General features: G+C 69.4%; 18 protein-coding genes and 1 pseudogene. 8 read left to right on the plus strand and 11 right to left on the minus strand.

Annotated features, from left to right (window positions below; genetic code table 11):
* Together GUY59_RS06550 and GUY59_RS06555 are read right to left on the minus strand one after the other, a co-directional pair.
* A partial coding sequence (locus tag GUY59_RS06550) for an urease subunit beta (protein WP_161714430.1) occupies positions 1-263 on the minus strand: 263 nt, incomplete at its 3' end.
* On the minus strand, positions 260-562 hold the full coding sequence (locus GUY59_RS06555; protein WP_132340133.1) for an urease subunit gamma: 303 nt from the start codon (positions 560-562) through the stop codon (positions 260-262). The genes GUY59_RS06555 and GUY59_RS06550, both read right to left, overlap by 4 nt.
* Before the next feature lie 199 nt (positions 563-761).
* Between GUY59_RS06555 and urtA the strand changes: the two genes are divergently transcribed.
* Genes urtA through urtE form a run of 5 tightly spaced genes read left to right on the plus strand, consistent with a single transcriptional unit; the run spans position 762 to position 5228 of the window.
* Positions 762-1967 carry an urea ABC transporter substrate-binding protein gene (urtA, locus tag GUY59_RS06560; RefSeq protein WP_138199291.1) on the plus strand — a complete coding sequence of 402 codons (1206 nt, stop codon included), beginning with the start codon at positions 762-764 and terminating at the stop codon, positions 1965-1967.
* On the plus strand, positions 1967-2815 hold the full coding sequence (gene urtB / locus GUY59_RS06565; protein WP_132340129.1) for an urea ABC transporter permease subunit UrtB: 849 nt from the start codon (positions 1967-1969) through the stop codon (positions 2813-2815). Before urtA ends, urtB begins: the two co-directional genes overlap by 1 nt.
* Positions 2812-3828: an urea ABC transporter permease subunit UrtC gene (urtC, locus tag GUY59_RS06570; RefSeq protein ID WP_138199290.1), complete on the plus strand. Its 1017-nt coding sequence runs from the start codon at positions 2812-2814 to the stop codon at positions 3826-3828. The genes urtB and urtC overlap by 4 nt, the downstream gene beginning before the upstream one ends.
* Positions 3812-4561, plus strand: coding sequence for an urea ABC transporter ATP-binding protein UrtD (urtD, locus tag GUY59_RS06575; protein WP_138199289.1), 750 nt, complete (start codon positions 3812-3814; stop codon positions 4559-4561). Before urtC ends, urtD begins: the two co-directional genes overlap by 17 nt.
* Positions 4539-5228, plus strand: coding sequence for an urea ABC transporter ATP-binding subunit UrtE (gene urtE, locus GUY59_RS06580; protein WP_138199288.1), 690 nt, complete (start codon positions 4539-4541; stop codon positions 5226-5228). Before urtD ends, urtE begins: the two co-directional genes overlap by 23 nt.
* Positions 5229-5297: 69 nt before the next feature.
* Here the strand turns inward: urtE and GUY59_RS06585 are convergent, their stop codons facing one another.
* The 5 genes and pseudogenes from GUY59_RS06585 to GUY59_RS06610 form a co-directional block, all read right to left on the minus strand.
* The gene (locus GUY59_RS06585) at positions 5298-7871 is read right to left on the minus strand and encodes an AfsR/SARP family transcriptional regulator (RefSeq protein WP_138199287.1); all 2574 of its coding nucleotides are present in this window, start codon (positions 7869-7871) and stop codon (positions 5298-5300) included.
* Positions 7872-7931: 60 nt separating this feature from the next.
* A complete protein-coding gene (locus GUY59_RS06590) occupies positions 7932-8678 on the minus strand; it encodes a Mut7-C RNAse domain-containing protein (protein ID WP_138199286.1) in 747 nt (248 codons plus the stop codon).
* A 22-nt stretch (positions 8679-8700) separates the two neighbouring features.
* Positions 8701-10859 (minus strand): annotated as a pseudogene (locus tag GUY59_RS06600) (glycoside hydrolase family 6 protein).
* An 11-nt stretch (positions 10860-10870) separates the two neighbouring features.
* Positions 10871-11884, minus strand: coding sequence for a GNAT family N-acetyltransferase (locus tag GUY59_RS06605; protein ID WP_138199283.1), 1014 nt, complete (start codon positions 11882-11884; stop codon positions 10871-10873).
* Positions 11885-11934: 50 nt separating this feature from the next.
* A complete protein-coding gene (locus GUY59_RS06610; protein WP_138199282.1) occupies positions 11935-12180 on the minus strand; it encodes a DUF2630 family protein in 246 nt (81 codons plus the stop codon).
* A gap of 38 nt (positions 12181-12218) precedes the next feature.
* On the opposite strand from GUY59_RS06610, the gene ddaH reads away from it, so the two are divergent.
* Together ddaH and leuA are read left to right on the plus strand one after the other, a co-directional pair.
* Positions 12219-12965, plus strand: coding sequence for a dimethylargininase (ddaH, locus tag GUY59_RS06615; protein WP_138199281.1), 747 nt, complete (start codon positions 12219-12221; stop codon positions 12963-12965).
* Positions 12966-13301: 336 nt separating this feature from the next.
* Positions 13302-15005: a 2-isopropylmalate synthase gene (gene leuA / locus GUY59_RS06620; RefSeq protein ID WP_138199280.1), complete on the plus strand. Its 1704-nt coding sequence runs from the start codon at positions 13302-13304 to the stop codon at positions 15003-15005.
* Between the two features lie 134 nt (positions 15006-15139).
* Here the strand turns inward: leuA and GUY59_RS06625 are convergent, their stop codons facing one another.
* The 3 genes from GUY59_RS06625 to GUY59_RS06635 all read right to left on the minus strand — a co-directional run bounded on the left by GUY59_RS06625 (position 15140) and on the right by GUY59_RS06635 (position 18233).
* Positions 15140-15445: a hypothetical protein gene (locus GUY59_RS06625; protein WP_138199279.1), complete on the minus strand. Its 306-nt coding sequence runs from the start codon at positions 15443-15445 to the stop codon at positions 15140-15142.
* A 284-nt stretch (positions 15446-15729) separates the two neighbouring features.
* Complete coding sequence (locus tag GUY59_RS06630) at positions 15730-17934, minus strand: hypothetical protein (RefSeq protein ID WP_138199278.1); 2205 nt, start codon at positions 17932-17934, stop codon at positions 15730-15732.
* Entirely contained in the window at positions 17931-18233 is a 303-nt protein-coding gene (locus GUY59_RS06635) for a hypothetical protein (RefSeq protein WP_138199277.1), read from the minus strand. The genes GUY59_RS06630 and GUY59_RS06635 overlap by 4 nt, the downstream gene beginning before the upstream one ends.
* 183 nt (positions 18234-18416) lie before the next feature.
* Here GUY59_RS06635 and GUY59_RS49840 point away from each other — a divergent pair, with 183 nt between their 5' ends.
* Complete coding sequence (locus GUY59_RS49840; protein ID WP_269128722.1) at positions 18417-18545, plus strand: hypothetical protein; 129 nt, start codon at positions 18417-18419, stop codon at positions 18543-18545.
* A gap of 306 nt (positions 18546-18851) precedes the next feature.
* On the opposite strand, the gene GUY59_RS06640 is transcribed toward GUY59_RS49840, so the two are convergent.
* On the minus strand, positions 18852-19175 hold the full coding sequence (locus GUY59_RS06640; RefSeq protein WP_161714431.1) for a pyridoxamine 5'-phosphate oxidase family protein: 324 nt from the start codon (positions 19173-19175) through the stop codon (positions 18852-18854).
* Positions 19176-19219 lie beyond the last annotated feature (44 nt).

The following is a 19219-nucleotide window of genomic DNA, read 5'->3' on the forward strand; positions in this document are numbered from 1 at the left end:
CGCCCGCCCGCGATCGGCACCAGCCGCACGTCGCGCTCGACGCCCGGCTCGAACCTGACCGCCGTCCCGGACGGCACGTCGAGTCGCATCCCCCAGGCCGCCTTCCTGTCGAACTCCAGCCCCGGGTTGGCGGCCGCGAAATGGTAGTGGGAACCCACCTGCACCGGCCGGTCGGCGGTGTTGACCACCCGCACCGTGACCCGCTCGCGTCCCGGGTTGAGCTCGATCGCCCCCTCGGGATGCACGTACTCGCCCGGGATCACGGGATCGGCCTGTGCACGGTGACGAGCTTCGTGCCGTCGGGGAACGTGGCCTCGACCTGGACGCTTTCCAGCATCTCGGGCACACCGTCCATGACGTCGGCGCGGTCGAGCACCGACCGCCCCGCCTCCATCAGGTCGGCGACGCTGCGCCCGTCCCTGGCGCCCTCCATGAGGAACGACGCGATGACGGCGGTAGCCTCGGGATGGTTGAGCCGCAGGCCCCTGGCCTGCCGCTCGCGCGCCACCCCGGCGGCGACGTGGATGAGCAGCCGTTCCTGCTCGTGTGAGGTTAGCCGCATGGCCGGACCATAGGAACCGGCCGTTTCCTGGCTGTTGCCGGGTGATGTCGGGCGGGTTTCGCCGTCGCGCCGCACTGCCGTATGTCGGAATAAGTGCGCTTGTGAACATCCGGCAATCGTGTCTTAACGCGCGGGATCTTCCCGGGAAATCTCGCGGGTCCACCTTTCTCGCAGTACCGGTCGGCAGGAAGGAACGGCTGTGCGCATCCCCCGCCCGATTGTCTCCGCGATCCTCGTCTTGTCCCTTGCGGCCTGCGGATCAGACGCCCGGCCGGCCGGCGACTCCGGCGACATCAAGGTCGGCATCCTCCACTCGCTCAGCGGCACGATGGCCATCAGCGAGGTCACCGTGCGCGACGCCGAACTTCTCGCCATCGAAGAGATCAACAAGGCCGGAGGCGTGCTCGGCAAGCAACTCGTGCCCGTGGTGGAGGACGGCGCCTCCGACTGGCCCACGTTCGCCGAGAAGGCCACGAAACTGATCAGGCAGGACAAGGTCGCCACCGTCTTCGGCGGCTGGACGTCGGCCAGCAGGAAGGCGATGCTGCCGGTCTTCGAACGCTACAAGGCGCTGCTGTGGTATCCGGTGCAGTACGAAGGGCTGGAGAGCTCGCCGTACATCTTCTACACGGGCGCCACCACCAACCAGCAGATCATCCCCGGCCTCGACTACCTGAAGGAACAGGGCAAGAAACGGTTGTTCCTGGTGGGCAGCGACTACGTCTTCCCCCGCACCGCCAACAAGATCATCAAGGCGTACGCGGCCGCGAACGGCATGGAGATCCTCGGCGAGGAGTACACGCCGCTCGGCCACACCGAATACTCCACGCTGGTCAACAAGGTCACGCAGGCCAGGCCGGACGCCGTCTTCAACACGCTCAACGGCGACTCGAACGTCGCGTTCTTCAAGGCCCTCAAGAGCACGGGAGCCACGGCCGAAAGCATGCCCGTGCTGTCGGTCAGCATCGCCGAGGAGGAGGTCACCGGCATCGGCGTGGACAACGTCGTCGGCCAGCCGGTCGCCTGGAACTACTACCAGACCACCGACACCTCCGCGAACAAGGCGTTCGTCAAGGCCTACAAGGCCAAGTACGGCCAGGACAAGGTCACCAGCGACCCCATGGAGGCCGGCTACAACGCCGTCTACCTGTGGGCCGAGGCCGTCAAGAAGGCCGGCACGACCGAGGTCGAGGCGGTCAGGAAGGCCGCGGGCGGCATCGCGCTCGAACGCCCCGAGGGCCTGGTCACCATCGACGGCGAGAGCCAGCACCTGTACAAGACCGCCCGCATCGGCATCGTCCAGCCCGACGGCCTGATCAAGCAAGTGTGGGACTCCGGCGAGCCGATCAAGCCGGACCCCTACCTCAAGGGCTACCCGTGGGCGGCCGGGCTGGCCGGTCAGTGATGTCCGCCTTCGCCAACCAGCTGCCGATCGGGTTGTCCATCGGGGCGGTGCTGCTGCTCATCGCGCTCGGGCTCACGTTCACCTTCGGGCAGATGGGCGTGATCAACATGGCGCACGGCGAGTTCATCATGGCGGGGGCGTACACCGCGTTCCTGCTGGGCGACCTCGTGCCGGCACTGCCCGCGGCGTTCCTGGTCGCCGGGACCATGGGGCTGATCCTCGAACGGGCCGCCATCCGGCACTTCTACGGCCGCCCCCTCGACACGCTGCTGCTGACCTGGGGCGTCAGCCTGGTGCTGCAGCAGCTCGCCCGCGACCTGTTCGGCGCACCCAACGTCCAGGTGCCCGCCCCCGCGTGGTTGTCGGGAGGGGTCGGCATCCTGCCGTACAACCGGCTGTTCATCATGGGGCTGGCGGTGGCCGGGGTCGTCGCCGTCTGGGCCTACCTCACCCGCACCAGGCTCGGGCGCAGGACCCAGGCCGTCGTGCAGAACCGGCGGCTGGCCGCGACCAGCGGCATCGACACCGGCCGGGTGGACATGCTGACCTTCTTCGTGGGGTCTGGGCTGGCGGGCGTGGCCGGGGTGGCGCTGACGCTCATCGGGCCCGTCGGGCCGGCGCTCGGCACGTACTACATCGTCGACGCGTTCCTCGTCGTCGTGGCGGGCGGGCTCGGGCAACTGCGGGGGGCCGTGCTCGCGGCCGCCGGGCTGGGCCTGCTCAACTCGTACGCGGAGTTCTGGTCGGACGCCTCACTCGCGAAGGTCATCGTGCTCGCCGCCGTCATCGCGTTCCTGCAGGTGCGGCCGCAGGGCATGTTCGTGCTCAGATCGCGGGCGCTCACATGATCAGGAGGAACCTGCCCTTCGCGGCCGTGGCGGTGATCGTCCTCGTGGCCGCTCCGCTGCTGCTGGAGCCCTTCCGGCTGAGCCTGCTGGCCAAGTACCTGTGTTACGCGATCGTCGCGCTCGGCATCGGGCTGGCGTGGGGGCAGGCCGGCATGCTCACCCTCGGCCAGGGAGTGTTCTTCGGGCTCGGCGGCTACTCCATGGCGATGCACCTCAAGCTCACCGAGGGCGGCGGGCTGCCCGACTTCATGGTGTGGAGCGGGGTGGAGGAGCTGCCCGCGTTGTGGGTGCCGTTCGGCGACCCGGTCCTCGCCCTGGCCACGGCCGTGCTGGGGCCGACGCTGATCGCCGCCGTGCTCGGCACGCTGGTGTTCCGGCAGCGCGTACGCGGCGCGTACTTCGCGATCCTCACCCAGGCGCTGGCCGCCGCCATGGTCATCCTGCTGGTCGGGCAGCAGGGCCTGACCGGCGGCACCAACGGCATGACGAACTTCTTCGACGTGTTCGGCCAGGACCTCGCCGAGGACTCCACGCAGCGCGCGCTCTACCTGGTGGTGGCGTCCGCACTGGGCGTGCTCTACCTCGCCACCCGGCAACTGGTGAACAGCCGGTACGGCCGGCTGCTCGTCGCGATCAGGGACGGTGAGGACCGGGTGCGCTTCCTCGGCTACGACCCGGCCCTGGTCAAGACCGTCACATTCGCCCTGTCGGCGGGCATGGCGGGACTGGCGGGCGCGCTGTTCGTCCCCGTCGTCGGCATCATCTCGCCCGCCCTGCTCGGCGTGGTGCCGTCGCTGGAGCTGGTCGTCGCGGTGGCGGTCGGCGGCCGGCACGCGCTGGCCGGGGCCGTGCTCGGCGCAGTCGTCATGGGTTACGCGCAGACGGCGTTCAGCGAGCAGTTCGCCGACGGCTGGCTCTACCTGCAGGGCGCCCTGTTCATCCTGGTCATGACGCTCGCCCCGAAGGGGATCATCGGGGTGGCGGAGAGGTGGCGACGTGCTCGAACTACGTGACGTCCAGGTCGTGTTCGACGGCTTCCGCGCGCTCGACGGCGTGAACCTGACCGTGCCCGACGGCGAACTGCGCTTCCTCATCGGGCCCAACGGAGCGGGCAAGACCACCCTGATCGATGTGATCACCGGTCTGACCAGGCCGGCGGCGGGCAGCGTGCGGTTCGCCGGCCACGACCTGGTGGGCAGGAAAGAGCACCAGATCGTACGGCTCGGCGTCGGCCGCACGTTCCAGACGTCCGTCGTCTTCGAGGAGCTCACCGTGATCGAGAACCTCGACCTCGCCGCCGGCTTCCGCAGGCCGCTGTGGACGCTGGCCAGGCGGCGCAGGGGCGTCTCGGAGGCCGTCGCCGAGGCGCTCGCCAGAACCGGGCTCGAAGACCTCGCCGAACGTTCAGCCGGGGTTCTCTCCCACGGCCAGCGCCAGTGGCTCGAGATCGGGATGCTGCTGGCGCAGCGTCCCCGGCTGCTGCTCCTGGACGAGCCGGTCGCCGGCATGTCCAAGGACGAGCGCGAGCGCACCGGCGAGCTGCTCACGCGGATCGCCGACGACCACACGGTGGTCGTGGTGGAGCACGACATGGAGTTCCTGCGGCGGCACGCCTCGACAGTGACCGTGCTGCACGAGGGCAGGGTGCTCGTGGAGGGCTCGGTCGACCAGGTCAGCGCCGACCCCCGCGTGCAGGAGGTCTACCTGGGGAGGAAGGCGAGCGATGCTGTCGGTCACAGGCCTTGAGTCCGGGTACGGGAGGGCGCGCGTGTTGTTCGGCGTCTCGCTGGAGGTGGGCGCCGGGCAGCTCGTGTGCGTCATGGGCCGCAACGGCGTCGGCAAGACCACGCTGCTCAACACCGTCATGGGCGTGCTGCCCGCGGTCGCCGGCACGGTCACGTTCGACGGCCGCGACGTCACGAAGCTCAAGCCGCACGAGCGGGTGCGGCTCGGCATGGGGTACGTGCCGCAGGGCCACCAGTGTTTCCCCCAGCTGTCGGTCCAGGGCAACCTGCTGGTGACCCTGGAGGCCGCCAAGCAGCCCAAGCAGGCCCTCGACGAGGCCCTCGACCTCTTCCCCGCGCTCAAGCCGCTGCTCAAACGGAGCGCCGGCCACCTGTCGGGCGGCCAGCAGCAGCAGCTCGCCATGGCCCGCGCCCTCGTGACCAGACCGAGGATGCTCATCCTCGACGAGCCGACCGAGGGCATCCAGCCGTCGATCATCCTGGAGATCGAGGCCGCCATCGAACGCCTGCACGCCGACGGCCTGCCCCTGCTGCTCGTGGAGCAGTACCTCGACATCGCGCTGCGGCTGGCCGACACGTTCGCCATCCTCGACGGCGGGCACGTGGTGCGCACCGGTACCGCCCAGGACCTGCACCGCGAGGACGTCCGCCGCCTGCTGGCCGTGTGAGACCCCGCGCCCACTGCGGGGTCACTTGCGGGGTCACTTGCGGGGTCACTGCGAACGTCACTGCGGGCGTCACCGCGGAATCTGCGCCAGGAACGCCCGGGTGTTGGCGGCGGCCTGCCGGTCGCCGGTCTGCTCGAAGACCTCCAGCGCCGCCCCGGCCAGCTCGCACGCCCGCCCGGTCGCGCCCTCCGCCCGGTTGACCCGGGCCAGGGCCAGCAGCGCGTGCGCGTCGAGCCGCCGGTCGCCGAGGCGTACGGCGATGCTCCTGGCCTGCTCGGCGGCGGCCCTGGCGGCCGGCTTGGCGGCCTGCGCCAGGCGTACCGCCGACAGGTCGAGAAGGGTGTCGGCCTGCCGGTGCCGGTCGCCCAGCTCGGCCAGGCGTCCGATGGCGGCGGCCAGCAGCTCGCCGGACTCGTCCAGCCGGCCGGCGCGGCGCAGCACCGCGCCCAGCACCCGCTCGGCGTCGGCCGTGTCGCGCTCGTTGCCGGCCTCCTTCAGACAGGCGCGCAGTGTCCGCTCGGCCTCCTCCAGCCGCCCCAGCTCCAGGTGGACCCGGGCCAGGCGGCGTACGGCGTGGTGGACGTCGCGGGCGCGGCCCTGTCGCCTCACCATGTCCAGCGCGTACTCAAGCCGTTCGTACGCGCGTTGCCACTCCCGCTCGGCCAGATGAAGATCACCCAGATCCAGCAGGATCAGCGCCTCGCCCCGGTCGTCGGCCGACCGCCGTGCCGACTCCAGCGCTGGTCCGGTCACCGAACGCCAGTCGTCGAGGTAGCGGTGGCGTTCGAGGAAGGGGCCCAGCAGGTGCGCCAGCCGCCAGCACTCGTCGTCCAGCCCCGCCATGTGCAGGTCGGCGACCAGGCTCGCCAGGAACGCCCGCTCGGCCGCCAGCCATTCGACCGACTCCCTGATGTCCCTGGTGGCCACGGCCGTGGCTGGATCGCCCGACACCAGCGAGAACCGGGAGGTCCGCACCCTGTCCAGCACCACGGCCGCCACTCTCGCCAGCACCCCGGAGACGGGCTGCTCACGGGCGAACAACCTGGTCAGATCGTGCATGCGATAACGAACCTGGCCCGCCACGTCGACCCCGCACGTCTCCAGCAGGCCCGCGTCCACCAGCGTCTCGGCATGCCCGCCGAGCTGCTCGGTCACCCAGTCGGCGACGTCGGGCGCCGACAACGTACTGAGCCCGCGCAACGTCAGCCTGGCCGGCTCCGGCAGTCCGTCGAAGCCGATGGCGAGCACGCTGCGCACCGTCTGGTCGCCCGCGTGCAGCCGGTCGAGCCGCTCGTGCTCGTCCTCCAGCAGGCGCACCAGGTAGTCGACGGTCCACTCCGGCCTGGCCGCCAGCCGGGAGCCGGCGATGCGCAGCGCGATCGGCAGGCCGCCGCAGAACCGCGCCAGCCTGCGCATGGCGTCGTCCGCCGCGCGGCCGGAACACCTCGCCAGCAGGTCGAGCGCCTCCCCGTCGTCCAGCACGCCGATGGACAACCGACGCGCCCCGGTCAGCCCACCAAGCGAGGAACGGCTGGTCACGACCGTCGGGCAGGACGTCAGCAGCGGCCGCACCTGCGCCTCGCCGACCGCGTTGTCGAGCACCACCAGCAGCTTGCGGGCGGCCACGTACGTGCGGAAGAGCCGTTCGCGCTGCTCCAGCGACGCGGGGATCGCCTGGGACGGGCAGCCCAGCCAGCGCAGGAAGTCCTCCAGCACCGCCGACGGCGCCGTCGTCTCGCGCAGGTCGGCGTACAGGATGCCGTCGGGGAAAGCCTCGCGCCCCCGCCAGGCCGCGTGCACGGCCAGCGCCGACTTGCCCGCGCCCGCCTGCCCGTGCACCACGACCTGGCCGCCGATCACCTGGTCGAGCAGGGCGGCCCGGCCCGTGAAACCCGCCACGTCGGGCGGCAGCAGCACCGGAGGGCCCGCCGACACGTGCAGCGACGCGTCGTCGTACAACATGCGGTGGTAGAGCAGCTGTAACTCCGCGTCCGGCTCGATCGCGTGGCCGCCGTCGAGCTGGTCACGCAGCACCGCGTACGCGGCCAGCGCGTCCACCCGGCGGCCGCTGCGGTAGAGGGCCAGCATGTACTGGCCGCGGAAGCGCTGCCACGTCGGATGCAGCCGGGTCAGTCCGCGCAGCTCGGCCAGCAGCTCGCGGTGGCGGCCCGCGTCCAGACCGGCCTGCAGCCTGCGCTCCAGGGCGAGCAGCCGCAGCTCGCCGAACTCCTCGCGCAGCCGGCGCGTCTCCGACCACCGCTCGCCCTCCGGGTCGACGTCCTCCAAGACCTCGCCCCGCCACAACGTCAGCGCCTCGTCGTAGGCGCCCCTGTCGACCAGCAGCCGGAACCGGTCGACGTCGAGCCCGCCGTCGCCGACGGACAACACGTACGATCCCGACACGGTGCCGATCACGTCCTTGCCGAGCAACTGCCTGAGCCGGCCGACGTAACCGCGGACCAGAGAGTCGGAGCGGTCGCCTCCCTCGCGGGGCCACAACAGCCGCCGCAGCCGCTCGACCGTCAGCGGGTGACCGGCGTTGAGCAGGAACATGGCCAGCAGATCGCGGAGCTTGGGCGTCGTGGGCGTCAGATCCCGCTCGCCGTCGCGCACCTCGAGCGGCCCCATGATGCGAAAGTCCACACGACCCTTCCTTCGAGCTTACGAAGAGAGATGCCGATCAGGATGGCACACCGGGGAGCGTCAGGACGCCCACGCCCGTGCCGTGCGTACGATCTCCTCCAGGTGCCCGCTGTGCGCGCCGTGCCAGTAGACCTGACCGCACTCCCCGCACCGGCCGTAGGCGTCGTAGCTGCGCCGCGTGCCGGCCGCCAGCAGCGGCTCGACCTCGACCTTGTCGACCTGCTCCAGCTCGCCGTTGCACGCCGTGCAGCGGGTCCACGGGCGCAGCGGCGGCGCGAAGCGCTCCAGCAGGTCGCGGAGCTGGTCGGCGGGGCGCGAGCCGCGGACGTACGCGCCCAGCCACAACGCGCGGCGGCGCAGCAGGCCGCGGTCCTGCGTCAGCAGCACCCGGCGTTCCTCGTTCGCCTGCACCACCAGCGCCGGGTCGTCCATGTCGTTGTGGTAGGCGGTGTCGACGCCGAGCAGCCGCAGCCGCCGCGCCAGCGTCCCCAGGTGCACGTCCAGCAGGAAGCGCGGCCCCTCGGGCAGCTGCTGCGGGCGCGGCACCGGGTGAACCTCCACCACGTCGCCCGGCGCGGGCTGGTAGGACGGCGGCACGCCACGATCGCCGGCCAGGATCAGCGGGCCCACCTCCGTCAGCGGGATGCCGATGGACTCGACGTGGTGCCCCAGCGTGGAGGTGCCGTCGGGAGCCACCTCCTGCCACTCGCGTCGCCGGCTCACCGGCAGGAACATCCTCAGCTCAGAGGCGATGCGCAGGCGTGCAGTCACATCCCCATTGTGGAGGACCGGACCGCGGGAGTTCATGCTGATATCTCCCGGCGCGGGCTCACCGGAGTGGCGGATTCGCGTTCTTCGCCCGCTCCAGCGCCAGGTCGGCCCACCACTCACCGAGCTCCGGGGACACGACGCCGCGCTCGGGATCCTTCTCCCCGTCGGTGCCGCGCCTGCACCGGCCGCCCGACGTGCCCGGCCGCGCGATCCACAGGTACGCGTCGACCAGCTCCTCGCCCGTTGCCGTGGTGGGCCGCGGGCCGACGCCCCTGCCCGGAGGGTTGCACCACACCTGCGGGTCGTCGTACTTCTTCGCCGGCTCCCACGAACCCTGGCCGTTCCTGGCCGTGTCGATCACGAAGTGCGGCATCCTCGACCGGTCGACCGGCACGTCCTTCGGGCACGCGTCGCGGCCTGTGCTCAGCTGGACGCTGACGCAGGCCGACAGCGCCTTGCCGTACTCGACGCTCTCGTCCGTACGCTCGAATCCGGCGGTGTTGACGAAGAACCCGTCCGCCTCCTCAATCCCCGCCGCGATCAGCCGCCGCGCCATGACGTCGGTCCCCGGCCAGAAGTCCTGGCTGCCGTCGAGGTAGACCGCCGTGCGGGGGTTGGACTTGAGGCTGCTACGGCCTGCCGGAGGTCCCGGTAACGCTGGTCGGGGGAGCCGTCCTTGTCGCACTTCTCCGTCCCCGGCAGCTTGACCAGGCTCGACGGCTCCAGGATGACCACCGCCCCGGCCTGGCCGATCTGGTGGGCGACGCCCTTGATCCACTCCTGGTACGCGGCCAGCTCCGCCGGCTCGACCGGCAGGCAGTCGCCGCCCGGCAGGCGGTTGACCAGGAACACCGGGACGCCTCCCCGCTCGCCCGCCGCCCTGATCGTTTCGTCGACCTTCGACCTGACCTCGGGCCGGCCGAGGCGGATGGCATGGGGGACCGCGGCCAGCCTGCTCATCAGCTCCGCGTCCGCGGGGCGCTCCTTCGCCCACAGAGCCGCCTGCCGGCTCGCGCCCGGCTCGGGAGGAGAGTAGAACGAGACCTCGGCCGGGGCCCTGAGCGGGTTGCGGGGAACCGGGGCCTGGCGCGAAGCCTCGGCGTCGTTCCGGGCGGGGGAGGAGCCGGCGCCCGCGGTGCCTTGGTCACGCCACATGAGCGCCGCCCACACCCCGGCCACCGCCACGACCACGGCCGCCGCGACCGCCACCACCTTGCGCTGCCTGCCCGCCGTAGGCCCGCGCCCGGGGTCTCCGTCCCCGGGAACGTCCGGCGGGTCGTGGTCTCCGGAATCTGCGTCGTCACCGGCGCGGCTGCTCGGGCCGGTCGTACCCGCATCGACGCCCGGAGCGGTCGGCCGCCCGCCTCCTCCCGTCGGCGCCGTACCGCCCACGGATCCGGAGGCGGCGGTGCCCGGCACGTCCGAGGCGCTGAGGTGGTCCAACAGGTCCTGCGCCGTGGGGCGCAGCGCCGGGTTCTTCGCCAGCGACGCCACCACCAGCTCCCGCAGCGGCCCCGTGAGCCCGCGCAGGTCGGGGGTCTCGTTGATGACGCGCAGCAGGACCGTCGGCACCGAACCCGACCCGAACGGCGGCACGCCCCCGGCGGCGAAGGCGACCGTACAGCCCCACGAGAAGATGTCCGACGCCGGCCCGATGGTGGCGCCCGACACCTGCTCGGGCGACATGTACGACGGCGTCCCCACGATCGCGCTGCTCACCTCCGCGTCCGCGAGCTGCGCGATGCCGAAGTCGATGACCTTCGGCCCCACCTGCGACAGCAGCACGTTCGACGGCTTGAGGTCGCGATGCACCACCCCGGCCCCGTGGATGGCGCGCAGGGCCATGGCCATCGAGGCGGCCAGCCCGTCGAGAGCCGAGCCCTTGAGCGGCCCCGAGGACCGCACGACGTCACCGAGGCTCGGCCCCTCGACGTGTTCGGTGACCAGGTAGGCCACGTCGCCCTCGACGTCGGCGTCGAGGACGGGAGCGGTGCAGAAACGGGCGACCCGCTTGGCGGCCGACACCTCGCGGGCGAAACGGCGCCGGAAGCCGGGGTCCGCGTCCATCCTGGCGTGGATCAGCTTGACGGCCACCCGCGTGCCGTCAGGGGCGCGGCCCAGGTAGACGACGCCCATGCCGCCCTCACCAAGCCGGCCCAGGAGGGTGTACGGGCCCACCTGCCTGGGGTCTCCGTCTCTCAGCGCCTCCATGGTCATAGACGGTCAGGTTAGCCCTCGTGCGCCCCAGGTTCCACGCGCGCCTGGACCTCCATACGCCACTGGTTCCATTCGTCGAACAGCTCGAACCCCATGGCCTCGTTGATGGCGAGCATGTGTCTGTTGCCGGTGGCGTTCCAGGTGAGGATGCGTTCGACGTGCGGCTCGCGCTCGCGCAACCACAGCAGGTTGCCCACCTTGAGCAGCAGGCCCAGGCGGTGGCCGCGGTGCGCGCCGAGCACCGTCGTGTCGGCCTGGCCCGCCCAGCCGTCGGAGCGGTCGGCGTTGACGTAGATGCGCGTGTAACCCGCGGGGGCGCCGTCGCTGTCGCGGCGGGCGATCGAGGTGTAGCAGGTCTGGCCACCGGGGACGATGCCCTCCTCCCGGTGGCGTACGCGCTCCGGGCTGAAGACTCCGTCCTCGACGCCGCTGTCGCGCGGGGCGTCGTTCATGCCGTCCATCAGGGTGGCGAGATCGGGCGCCAGCTCGGCACCCGCCGGTCCCTCGAACCGTTCGACGTGGTAGCCGTCGACCTCGGGGATCATGCGTTCGAGCGCCGCCCAGTCCGCCCTGCGCAGGTCGAGCACGCGGCGGGCCTCGGCCAGCGCCACCTCCATGCCGCGGGCCCGCGCGAAACGGGCGCCGTCGCCGGTGACGGGCGTCTCCGCGAGCAGCAGCCGCCTGCCGTGGTGACGCAGGCGGCCGAGCACGTGCGCGAACAACTCCGTCCCGAGCCCGCGCCGCTGGCGTTCAGGGTGGACGGCGAGCGCGGAGATCACCCCGAGGTGAGCGTTGTCGACCAACGGGAGCGACAGCCCGTAGCCGCCCACGACCTTGCCGTCCTCGACGGCCACCCAGGCCTCGGCCCGCCTGCCCAGGTCGGGGGTGCACAAATCCCGGTGGAAGCGGGCGAGCCGCGGCAGAGGGCCGCGGTCGTCGGCCGCGGCGGCGGCCACGTAGGCGTCGTACAGGCCCGCGACCAGGTCGTCCGGCTGGTCGTCGAGATCGATCGGCTGGATCCGCATGAGGTCAGCCAAGCGCACCCGCCGCGGCCGGGCGACAGGTTTTCCGCCGCCTACTGGCGGTAGTTCTCCACCTCGCGGACCGGCCTGGCCGCGGCGTCGTCGGGGTCCTCACCCGCGTTACGCCTGGCCCGGCGCTGCCTGAGCAGGTCCCAGCACTGGTCGAGGGCCGTCTCCAGCTCCTTGACGCGCGCGTGCTCCTCGTCGGTGGTCACCTCGCCCGCGGCCAGCTTGTCGCGGAGCGTGTGCTCCTCGCTGACCAGAGCGCTGATCCTGGTGAGAATCTCGTCGTCCCGCATGCCCAAGACTCTAATCACCTCGTGATAGAAGACGCCCTATGCCTGGTATTGCGCTGGTAAGAAAGCCCGGTCCCCGAATCGCCGAAGGAATCGTCACCCACATCGAACGCGAACCCGTGGATCACCGGCGGGCCCTCGCCCAGCATGACGCGTACGTCGAGGCCCTGGCGGACGCCGGGTGGCGGCCCGTCCACGTGCCGCCCGCCGACGATCTGCCCGACGCGCCCTTCGTGGAGGACACCGTGGTGGTGTCGGGGCGGCTGGCGGTGCTGACCAGGCCGGGTGCGCCGGAGCGGCGGCCGGAGGTGGACTCCGTGGCGGCGGCCGTACACGACCTCGGGCTGACGGCGGTCAGGATCGCCGAGCCGGGCACGCTCGACGGCGGCGACGTGCTGCAGACCGGCGACACCCTGTACGCCGGCAGGTCCGTGCGCTCCAACGACCAGGGCATCGCCCAGTTGGCCGCCCTCCTTCCCGAACGCGAGGTCGTGCCCGTGACCATGCGGGGCGTGCTGCACCTGAAGTCCGGGGTGACAGCGCTGCCCGACGGGACCCTCATCGGCGACCCCCGCCACGTGGACCTGCCCAAGCTGCTCGTGCCGGAGGAGGAGCCGGGCGCGCACGTGGTGCCGCTCGGGGACGACCGCGTCCTGCTGGCCGCGTCGGCGCCGCGTACCGCCGCCATGCTCGAACAGCGCGGACTCGCCGTGACGACCGTCGACATCTCCGAGTACGAGAAACTCGAAGGCTGCGTGACCTGCCTCAGCGTCCTCATCCCCGACTGAGCATCGGCCCCGGCAGAGCTGTGGGCCCGCCCTCGGACCGACCCGAGATCCGAATTCTGAACCCCGGCGGATTCCTGGGCCCGCCTCCGGATCGACCCGAGATCCGAACTCCGAACCGCGGCGGTTCCCCTGGGCCCTACCCGGCTCGGCCTCGACCCGCTTCTCAGGATCTGGGACCCGGGACGGCGCATGGCGAGACATCTGGTAGCGTTCCTGTCATGCTGCGCGGCCTCCTGCTTAGCTGCCGCGGCGGGGGCCTCTAAGGCCGGCTCCCTCGCCGCGGAGCCTGTCGTGCGCGTCGGCCGCTTTCTTCCGTCCGACTCAGGAGCAGCAGTCATGACCGCTCAGCAGCCCAGCACCATGCCGATCCATCGTTACCAACCGTTCGAGCCCGTTCGCCTGCGCGACCGCACCTGGCCCGACCAGGTCATCACCAAAGCGCCCCGCTGGTGCGCGGTGGACCTTCGCGACGGCAACCAGGCCCTGATCGACCCGATGGACCCGCACCGCAAGCTCCAGATGTTCGAGCTGCTGGTACGCATGGGCTACAAGGAGATCGAGGTGGGCTTTCCGGCCGCCTCGCAGACCGACTTCGACTTCATCCGGCAGATCATCGAGGAGGGCCACGTCCCTGACGACGTGGTCATCCAGGTGCTGACCCAGGCCAGGCCCGAGCTGATCGAGCGCACCTTCGAGTCGATCGAGGGCGCCAAGCAGGCCATCGTCCACCTGTACAACTCGACCTCCACCCTCCAGCGGCGCGTGGTCTTCGGCCAGGACAAAGACGGCATCACCGCCATCGCGGTCGAGGGCGCCAAACTGGTGAAGAAGCTCGCCGACGCCACCGACGTCGACGTGCGCCTCCAGTACTCCCCGGAGTCGTTCACCGGCACCGAGCTCGAATACGCCGTCGAGGTGTGCGACGCCGTCACCGAAGTGTGGCAGCCCACCCCCGACCGCAAGGCCATCATGAACCTGCCGGCCACCGTCGAGATGGCCACGCCCAACGTCTACGCCGACCAGATCGAGTGGATGCACCGCAACCTCAAGCGCCGCGACTCGATCATCCTGTCGCTCCACCCGCACAACGACCGCGGCAGCGCCGTGGCCGCCGCCGAACTGGGCTACATGGCGGGCGCCGACCGCATCGAAGGCTGCCTGTTCGGCAACGGCGAACGCACCGGCAACGTCTGCCTGGTCACCCTGGGCATGAACCTGTTCTCCCAGGGCGTCGACCCCGAGATCGACTTCAGCGACATCGACGAGGTCCGCCGCGTCACCGAATACTGCAACCAGCTGCCCGTCCACCCCCGCCACCCGTGGGGCGGCGAACTCGTCTACACCGCCTTCTCCGGCTCCCACCAGGACGCCATCAAGAAGGGCTTCGAACACCTCGAGAAGGACGCCGTGGCGGCGGGCGTGCCGGTCGACGACCACACGTGGGCCGTCCCCTACCTGCCGATCGACCCGAAGGACATCGGCCGCACCTACGAGGCCGTCATCCGGGTCAACAGCCAGTCGGGCAAGGGCGGGGTCGCCTACATCATGAAGGCCGACCACCAGCTCGACCTGCCGCGCCGGCTGCAGATCGAGTTCTCCAAGGTCGTACAGGCCCGCACCGACACCGAGGGCGGCGAGATCAGCCCGGCCGCCATGTACGACGTCTTCCGCGACGAATACCTGCCCAACCCCGCCAACCGGTGGGGCCGGCTCAGCCTCCTCGCCCACCGCCACGAGTCCACCGAAGAACACGACCGCATCAGCGCCGACATCCGCCTCGACGGCGAGATCCGCGAGGTGACCGGCACGGGCAACGGCCCCATCTCCGCCTTCATCGACGCTCTGGCCCAGATCGGCATGGGGGCGCGCGTGCTCGACTACGTGGAGCACGCGATGAGCGCGGGCACCGACGCCAAGGCCGCCTCATACCTGGAGTGCGACGTGGACGGGCAGGTGCTGTGGGGCGTGGGCATCGACGCCAACGCGACGACGGCCTCCCTCAAGGCCATCATCTCCGCCGTCAACCGCGCCTTCCGCTGACCACGGATCCTCACCGCCGGGCCTCGTACGGACCTGCGAGGCCCCGGCCCTCTCGGCACGCGCTCACAAGGCCGCCCACCACCCACTCGACCGCTCCCTACCCGGGGGTCCGTGTCGAGTGGCCTCCGTGCTTTTTAGGTGCCGGGTGTGCAGTCGTACAGCTCGCCATAGCGTTTCTGAGCGATACGCATGAGCGCGATCAAATCCAGGATCCCATCCCTACCCTTGACGATCTGGGGCAAGTAGATATCAATCATTCGTTGTCTGTCGCCGCAGCGGAACATGGCGCTGACTCGGTACGGCTGGTCGGTGAACGGGGCGCTCGAAACGTATGCGGCCATGCCTTCACCGAGCTCCGGAGGAAGTCTTACTCCTTCGTGGTCGGTGTAGAGTGGAATCCTATCCTCAATCATGAGGAAGTTCAGGTGCCGCAATGGCATTCCGGGACCTTCTTGTCTCCACCACACCTTAAGAGGGCGGGACGCTGTCTCAGGAGCTCGGCAGTCGCCGTTCCTTTTAGTGCCGTTGGCCCTCTCAATGAGAGGTTCGGTCATGCCACTGGTAAGGCGAAACGCCTGTTCAGGTATAAGGTTGCAGACATATGGTGCGGAATCCATGACTCGTTGCGGAGCTGGCGCTGGCGTGGAGGCAATCTGATTCTGTGGGGTACAGGCAGCGGCGATCAACACGAGAGCAATAACCGCAATGGGAAATCGGTAATGCCTCATCTGCTACCTCCAAATGAGGCTGTCCCGAGGTCAAGGTAATCGTCCACCTCACTCGTACTTCGAAAAGTCTTGCTAAAAATGTTGTACAGCTCGCTACTTCCTCCCGTTTCGCGAGTCCATTCGAGGAAGGCGCTGTACTGCTGAGGAGTCATATCGGTGAAAGGCTTGATCCTGTGCGGCAGCCCCACCGTAAATGTCTGCTTGCTCAGGTCCAGCCCGTCGAGCAATCCCTTGTTCAACATGGCTGTGGAGAGCATCTGCTCTGCTAGCCTCTCCACCGCCAGTCGGTTGTCCGCTAGTCGCTGTTGTGTCTCGTCGAGGCTCTGTTCCTGGTCGGACATTCGATGTGCAACCTGACCAGCGAGTTGATCGTATGCGCTTCCGGTGAGTTTGTCGTATCCCCTGTCAATCAGTTCACTGAAGGCTCCCGTGGCCAGTTGGCCTACCTGCTTGGCGCCCGGGACTGGAAGCAGCCCCAGTGCGTTGCTCACCATGGTCTTCAACGCCTCATCCGCCTTCTTTTCGTCTAGCCCTTTGGCGATCAGCATCTGGCGGCGGCTCTCCACGATGTGTGAGAAAGGACGTGCCTCTTCCACCGACCGGTCTGTAAGGAACTGCATTACATCCGTCCGGTCAACCCGTCCATTCTCATTGAGATCGAAGCGCTTGACATCCGCCTCGGTGAATCCCAGCCTTTTCGCGTTGGACGTGTTTAGGCCGACCGGTGGCACGGTGTCGAGTGCCGCTCGCATGTGTTCGGTCTGTGCGCGTATCAGCGCCTCGAACCCGGCGTCGTTGGAGGTGGCGAGCAGCAACGCATAGGACATGTCCTGCGCCGCGACCTGCCCGAAGGTCGCGTGGTTCAGGTAGAGCCGGGAGAGCTGGTCGATGTTGGCCGAGATCGCCCGGGCGAGTGGGTGACTCAGCGCCGCGTACCGGTCGAAAGCTTCCCGGTTCCTGATTTCCAGGTTGCCGCTGTCGGCCTTGCCAAAGGCGCCGCGTACCTCGTTGGAGAGGATCTGCGTCAGGTCGGCAGCCAGCTTCTGGGACGTGGCGTCCTGGCCGGTGGTGGCGGTCACCAGCAGGTCGTTGAACGGCGCGTAGTCCTTCGTGAACAAGGAAGCTTTCCAGCGGGTCGTCAGCAGGTAGTCCAGGACGGATTCCTTCCACCCGGGTGGAGTGTGGTTCAGCAGGGCATGGGACGCTTCCCGGCTGGACCTGGCCGCGTGGAACAGGTCGTCGACCACGGACGACTGGGTTTTGGCGCCCGGCGCACCCGCCTGCGCCTCCGGTCTCAGCAGGGTGCCGAGGCCGAGCGCGCCGGCCAAGTCGACGATGGGAAGCTGGATGCCCGCGAAGACACGGCCCAGTGGCTGCCTGCTCGCCGCCCACTCGCCCTTTCGCTGCTCGTACTCGTAGACGATCACGTCACGTCCGACGGTTTCCATGAACTCCTTCGAGTACGGGGGGTTCCCGTCGTGGGCACGCCAGATGAGCGCCAGCGCCTGGTAGCCGGAGTACGTCGTGCCACCCGTCCTGTGCTGGGCCCGGCCCTGCTGCACCAGTTGCTGAAAGAAACCGGCGCCCGCGTACGCCGGATTCTTCGGACTCGTTCCTCTGGCCAGAGCGGCGCTCAGCATGCGCAGCGTCTTGCTGCCTCCGTTGGAGAGTTGAGCGACGCGTTTGGCGTCGCCGTGGGCTCTGGCGTCGCGTAGTTGGGCGGCGAGCGAGCCGGGGAGCCGCGTCAGGCCCTGGGCACCCAGCGTGCCGAGGAACGCCTTGACGAACTCGGCATCCCCTCCTCTCGATACGTATTTCTCCAGCTCGGCCAGTGCTTCGGCATCACCGTCCGCGGCCTTCAGCGCCGCGCGGCCGGCGAGCGTGCCGTCCAGCAACCCTGTGGCCGCCTCCAAACCGTCGGGCATCTCGAGATAGCTTCCGGCGGGCGTGCTCCGGCCGAAGGCGATCTTCTGCCGCTGCAACTCGTGGACGAGTTTCTGCCGCCGCCGTAGATCTTCGGCCTGTGTGGTGACTCGACCGGCCAACTGCCGCAGCCGCGCCGCCGGTGAGGTGTCGAGTCCAGCGCTCCGTAGTTCACTGTGCAAAGCCCGGGCCAGTTCCTCCAGCCGCCTGGCGGCCTCGGTGTGCTTGCTCGTCATCGTGTCGAAAGCGGGCTGCTTGACCCCGGTGAACTCGGTCATGGCTTGTCCGGGATGGACGCCAGCTTCTGATTCGCGCTGTGAACGGCCTGGGCGAGCAGGTGGCGCAGCTCTTGCTGGTCGGCGTGGAGTTGGGCACCGAACCGGCCGCCCGTCGGCCCCACCCACGCGTCCTTCTCCATCAGGCGGCAGGACGGATCGAGCGACCACCAGTGCTCGTCGGACAGCCGCTGGATCCGCTGCGCCACGGCACGCATCGCCTCGCGATCGAGGTCAGCCACGATGATTCCCTCGCCCGGTTCGCCGCGCCAGAACAGGTCAGGAGGCGGCACGTCGCCCACCTCATTCGCACGGTAATCAACAGCACATCAACAAAACAAGTTGAACCCCGGTGAAAGGTATGGCGCGTTTGCACTTCATCCGTGAATAGGTGTTTCGCCTGATGTGACACTTTGGCTTCAGGGTTGCGAAGTGCGAGGTCAACGGTACGATTCGGCCGATGTGCGACATATGATCGCGGCAATGTGGGCGATGTCTTCGTAGCGCACGGCAAGCATGTCGAGGCAGGTGGCCACCGCCCGATGGCCAGCCGCATGGCGAGCCTCCTTGCACTGGTTGGCGGCCTGATCACCTTGATAGAAATGGTGGCCTGAACCCGTGGAGGCGAAGGCAACGCCGCTGTCCGCCGGGGACGGGTCTCCTCTTCGCTCTCCAGCCGCCCACACCAGATCACATTCCTGGGGAGAAACACGCCAGACTCCGGGAGAGAGAACTGCACCCGGGCACGGGTGATGACCAGCATGAATTTCGGCTGTGTGTCACTATGCTCACCGTCAAACTTGCCCCGCCCACCGGCGCGAGTTGCCATTCCAAGCTTCGCATAGGCAGGAATGCGGTGAACGAAGAGGAACAAATCCTCACCTTGATCACGCGTTGCCGGGCGCTCGTGCGGCCTCCCGTCAGGCGGCCCTGGGACCGACGCCAGACATCCGTTCTGTCCGGATGCGGCCGATCAGCGCGGTAGTGGAGGTCCGGTTGGCGAAGGGATGGTCGGTGCCGAGGTAGCGCCGGGCCTGCCGATCCATGAAGGCGGCGAACCGGTCAGGGATGCCGGGCCCCTCGAAGGTCACGGTGCCGCGTACGACCAGGCGCTGCCGCCGTCCTTCGGGAGAGTTCCTGTCGTCCTCGATGAGCACCGTGACCTGGGGATTCGTCCGCAGGTTGCGGACCTTGACCCGGTGGCCCTCCGTGCCGAGCACAAGGTCGTCCCCGTCCTGTGACACCACATGAGGCTGACCTGGGGCGAGCCGTCGTCCCGGCGACGTTT

The sequence above is a fragment of the Nonomuraea sp. K271 genome, assembly GCF_009908215.1.
Lineage (GTDB): Bacteria > Actinomycetota > Actinomycetes > Streptosporangiales > Streptosporangiaceae > Nonomuraea > Nonomuraea longispora.

Excerpts from the sequence above, each read along its gene's own strand:
- GUY59_RS06555 (WP_132340133.1), bottom strand. The coding sequence starts at position 562 with ATGCGGCTAACCTCACACGAGCAGGAACGGCTGCTCATCCACGTCGCC.
- urtB (WP_132340129.1), top strand. The coding sequence starts at position 1,967 with ATGTCCGCCTTCGCCAACCAGCTGCCGATCGGGTTGTCCATCGGGGCG.
- urtC (WP_138199290.1), top strand. The coding sequence starts at position 2,812 with ATGATCAGGAGGAACCTGCCCTTCGCGGCCGTGGCGGTGATCGTCCTC.
- urtE (WP_138199288.1), top strand. The coding sequence starts at position 4,539 with ATGCTGTCGGTCACAGGCCTTGAGTCCGGGTACGGGAGGGCGCGCGTG.
- GUY59_RS06590 (WP_138199286.1), bottom strand. The coding sequence starts at position 8,678 with ATGAACTCCCGCGGTCCGGTCCTCCACAATGGGGATGTGACTGCACGC.
- GUY59_RS06605 (WP_138199283.1), bottom strand. The coding sequence starts at position 11,884 with ATGCGGATCCAGCCGATCGATCTCGACGACCAGCCGGACGACCTGGTC.
- GUY59_RS06610 (WP_138199282.1), bottom strand. The coding sequence starts at position 12,180 with ATGCGGGACGACGAGATTCTCACCAGGATCAGCGCTCTGGTCAGCGAG.
- ddaH (WP_138199281.1), top strand. The coding sequence starts at position 12,219 with ATGCCTGGTATTGCGCTGGTAAGAAAGCCCGGTCCCCGAATCGCCGAA.
- leuA (WP_138199280.1), top strand. The coding sequence starts at position 13,302 with ATGACCGCTCAGCAGCCCAGCACCATGCCGATCCATCGTTACCAACCG.
- GUY59_RS06625 (WP_138199279.1), bottom strand. The coding sequence starts at position 15,445 with ATGCCATTGCGGCACCTGAACTTCCTCATGATTGAGGATAGGATTCCA.
- GUY59_RS06630 (WP_138199278.1), bottom strand. The coding sequence starts at position 17,934 with ATGACCGAGTTCACCGGGGTCAAGCAGCCCGCTTTCGACACGATGACG.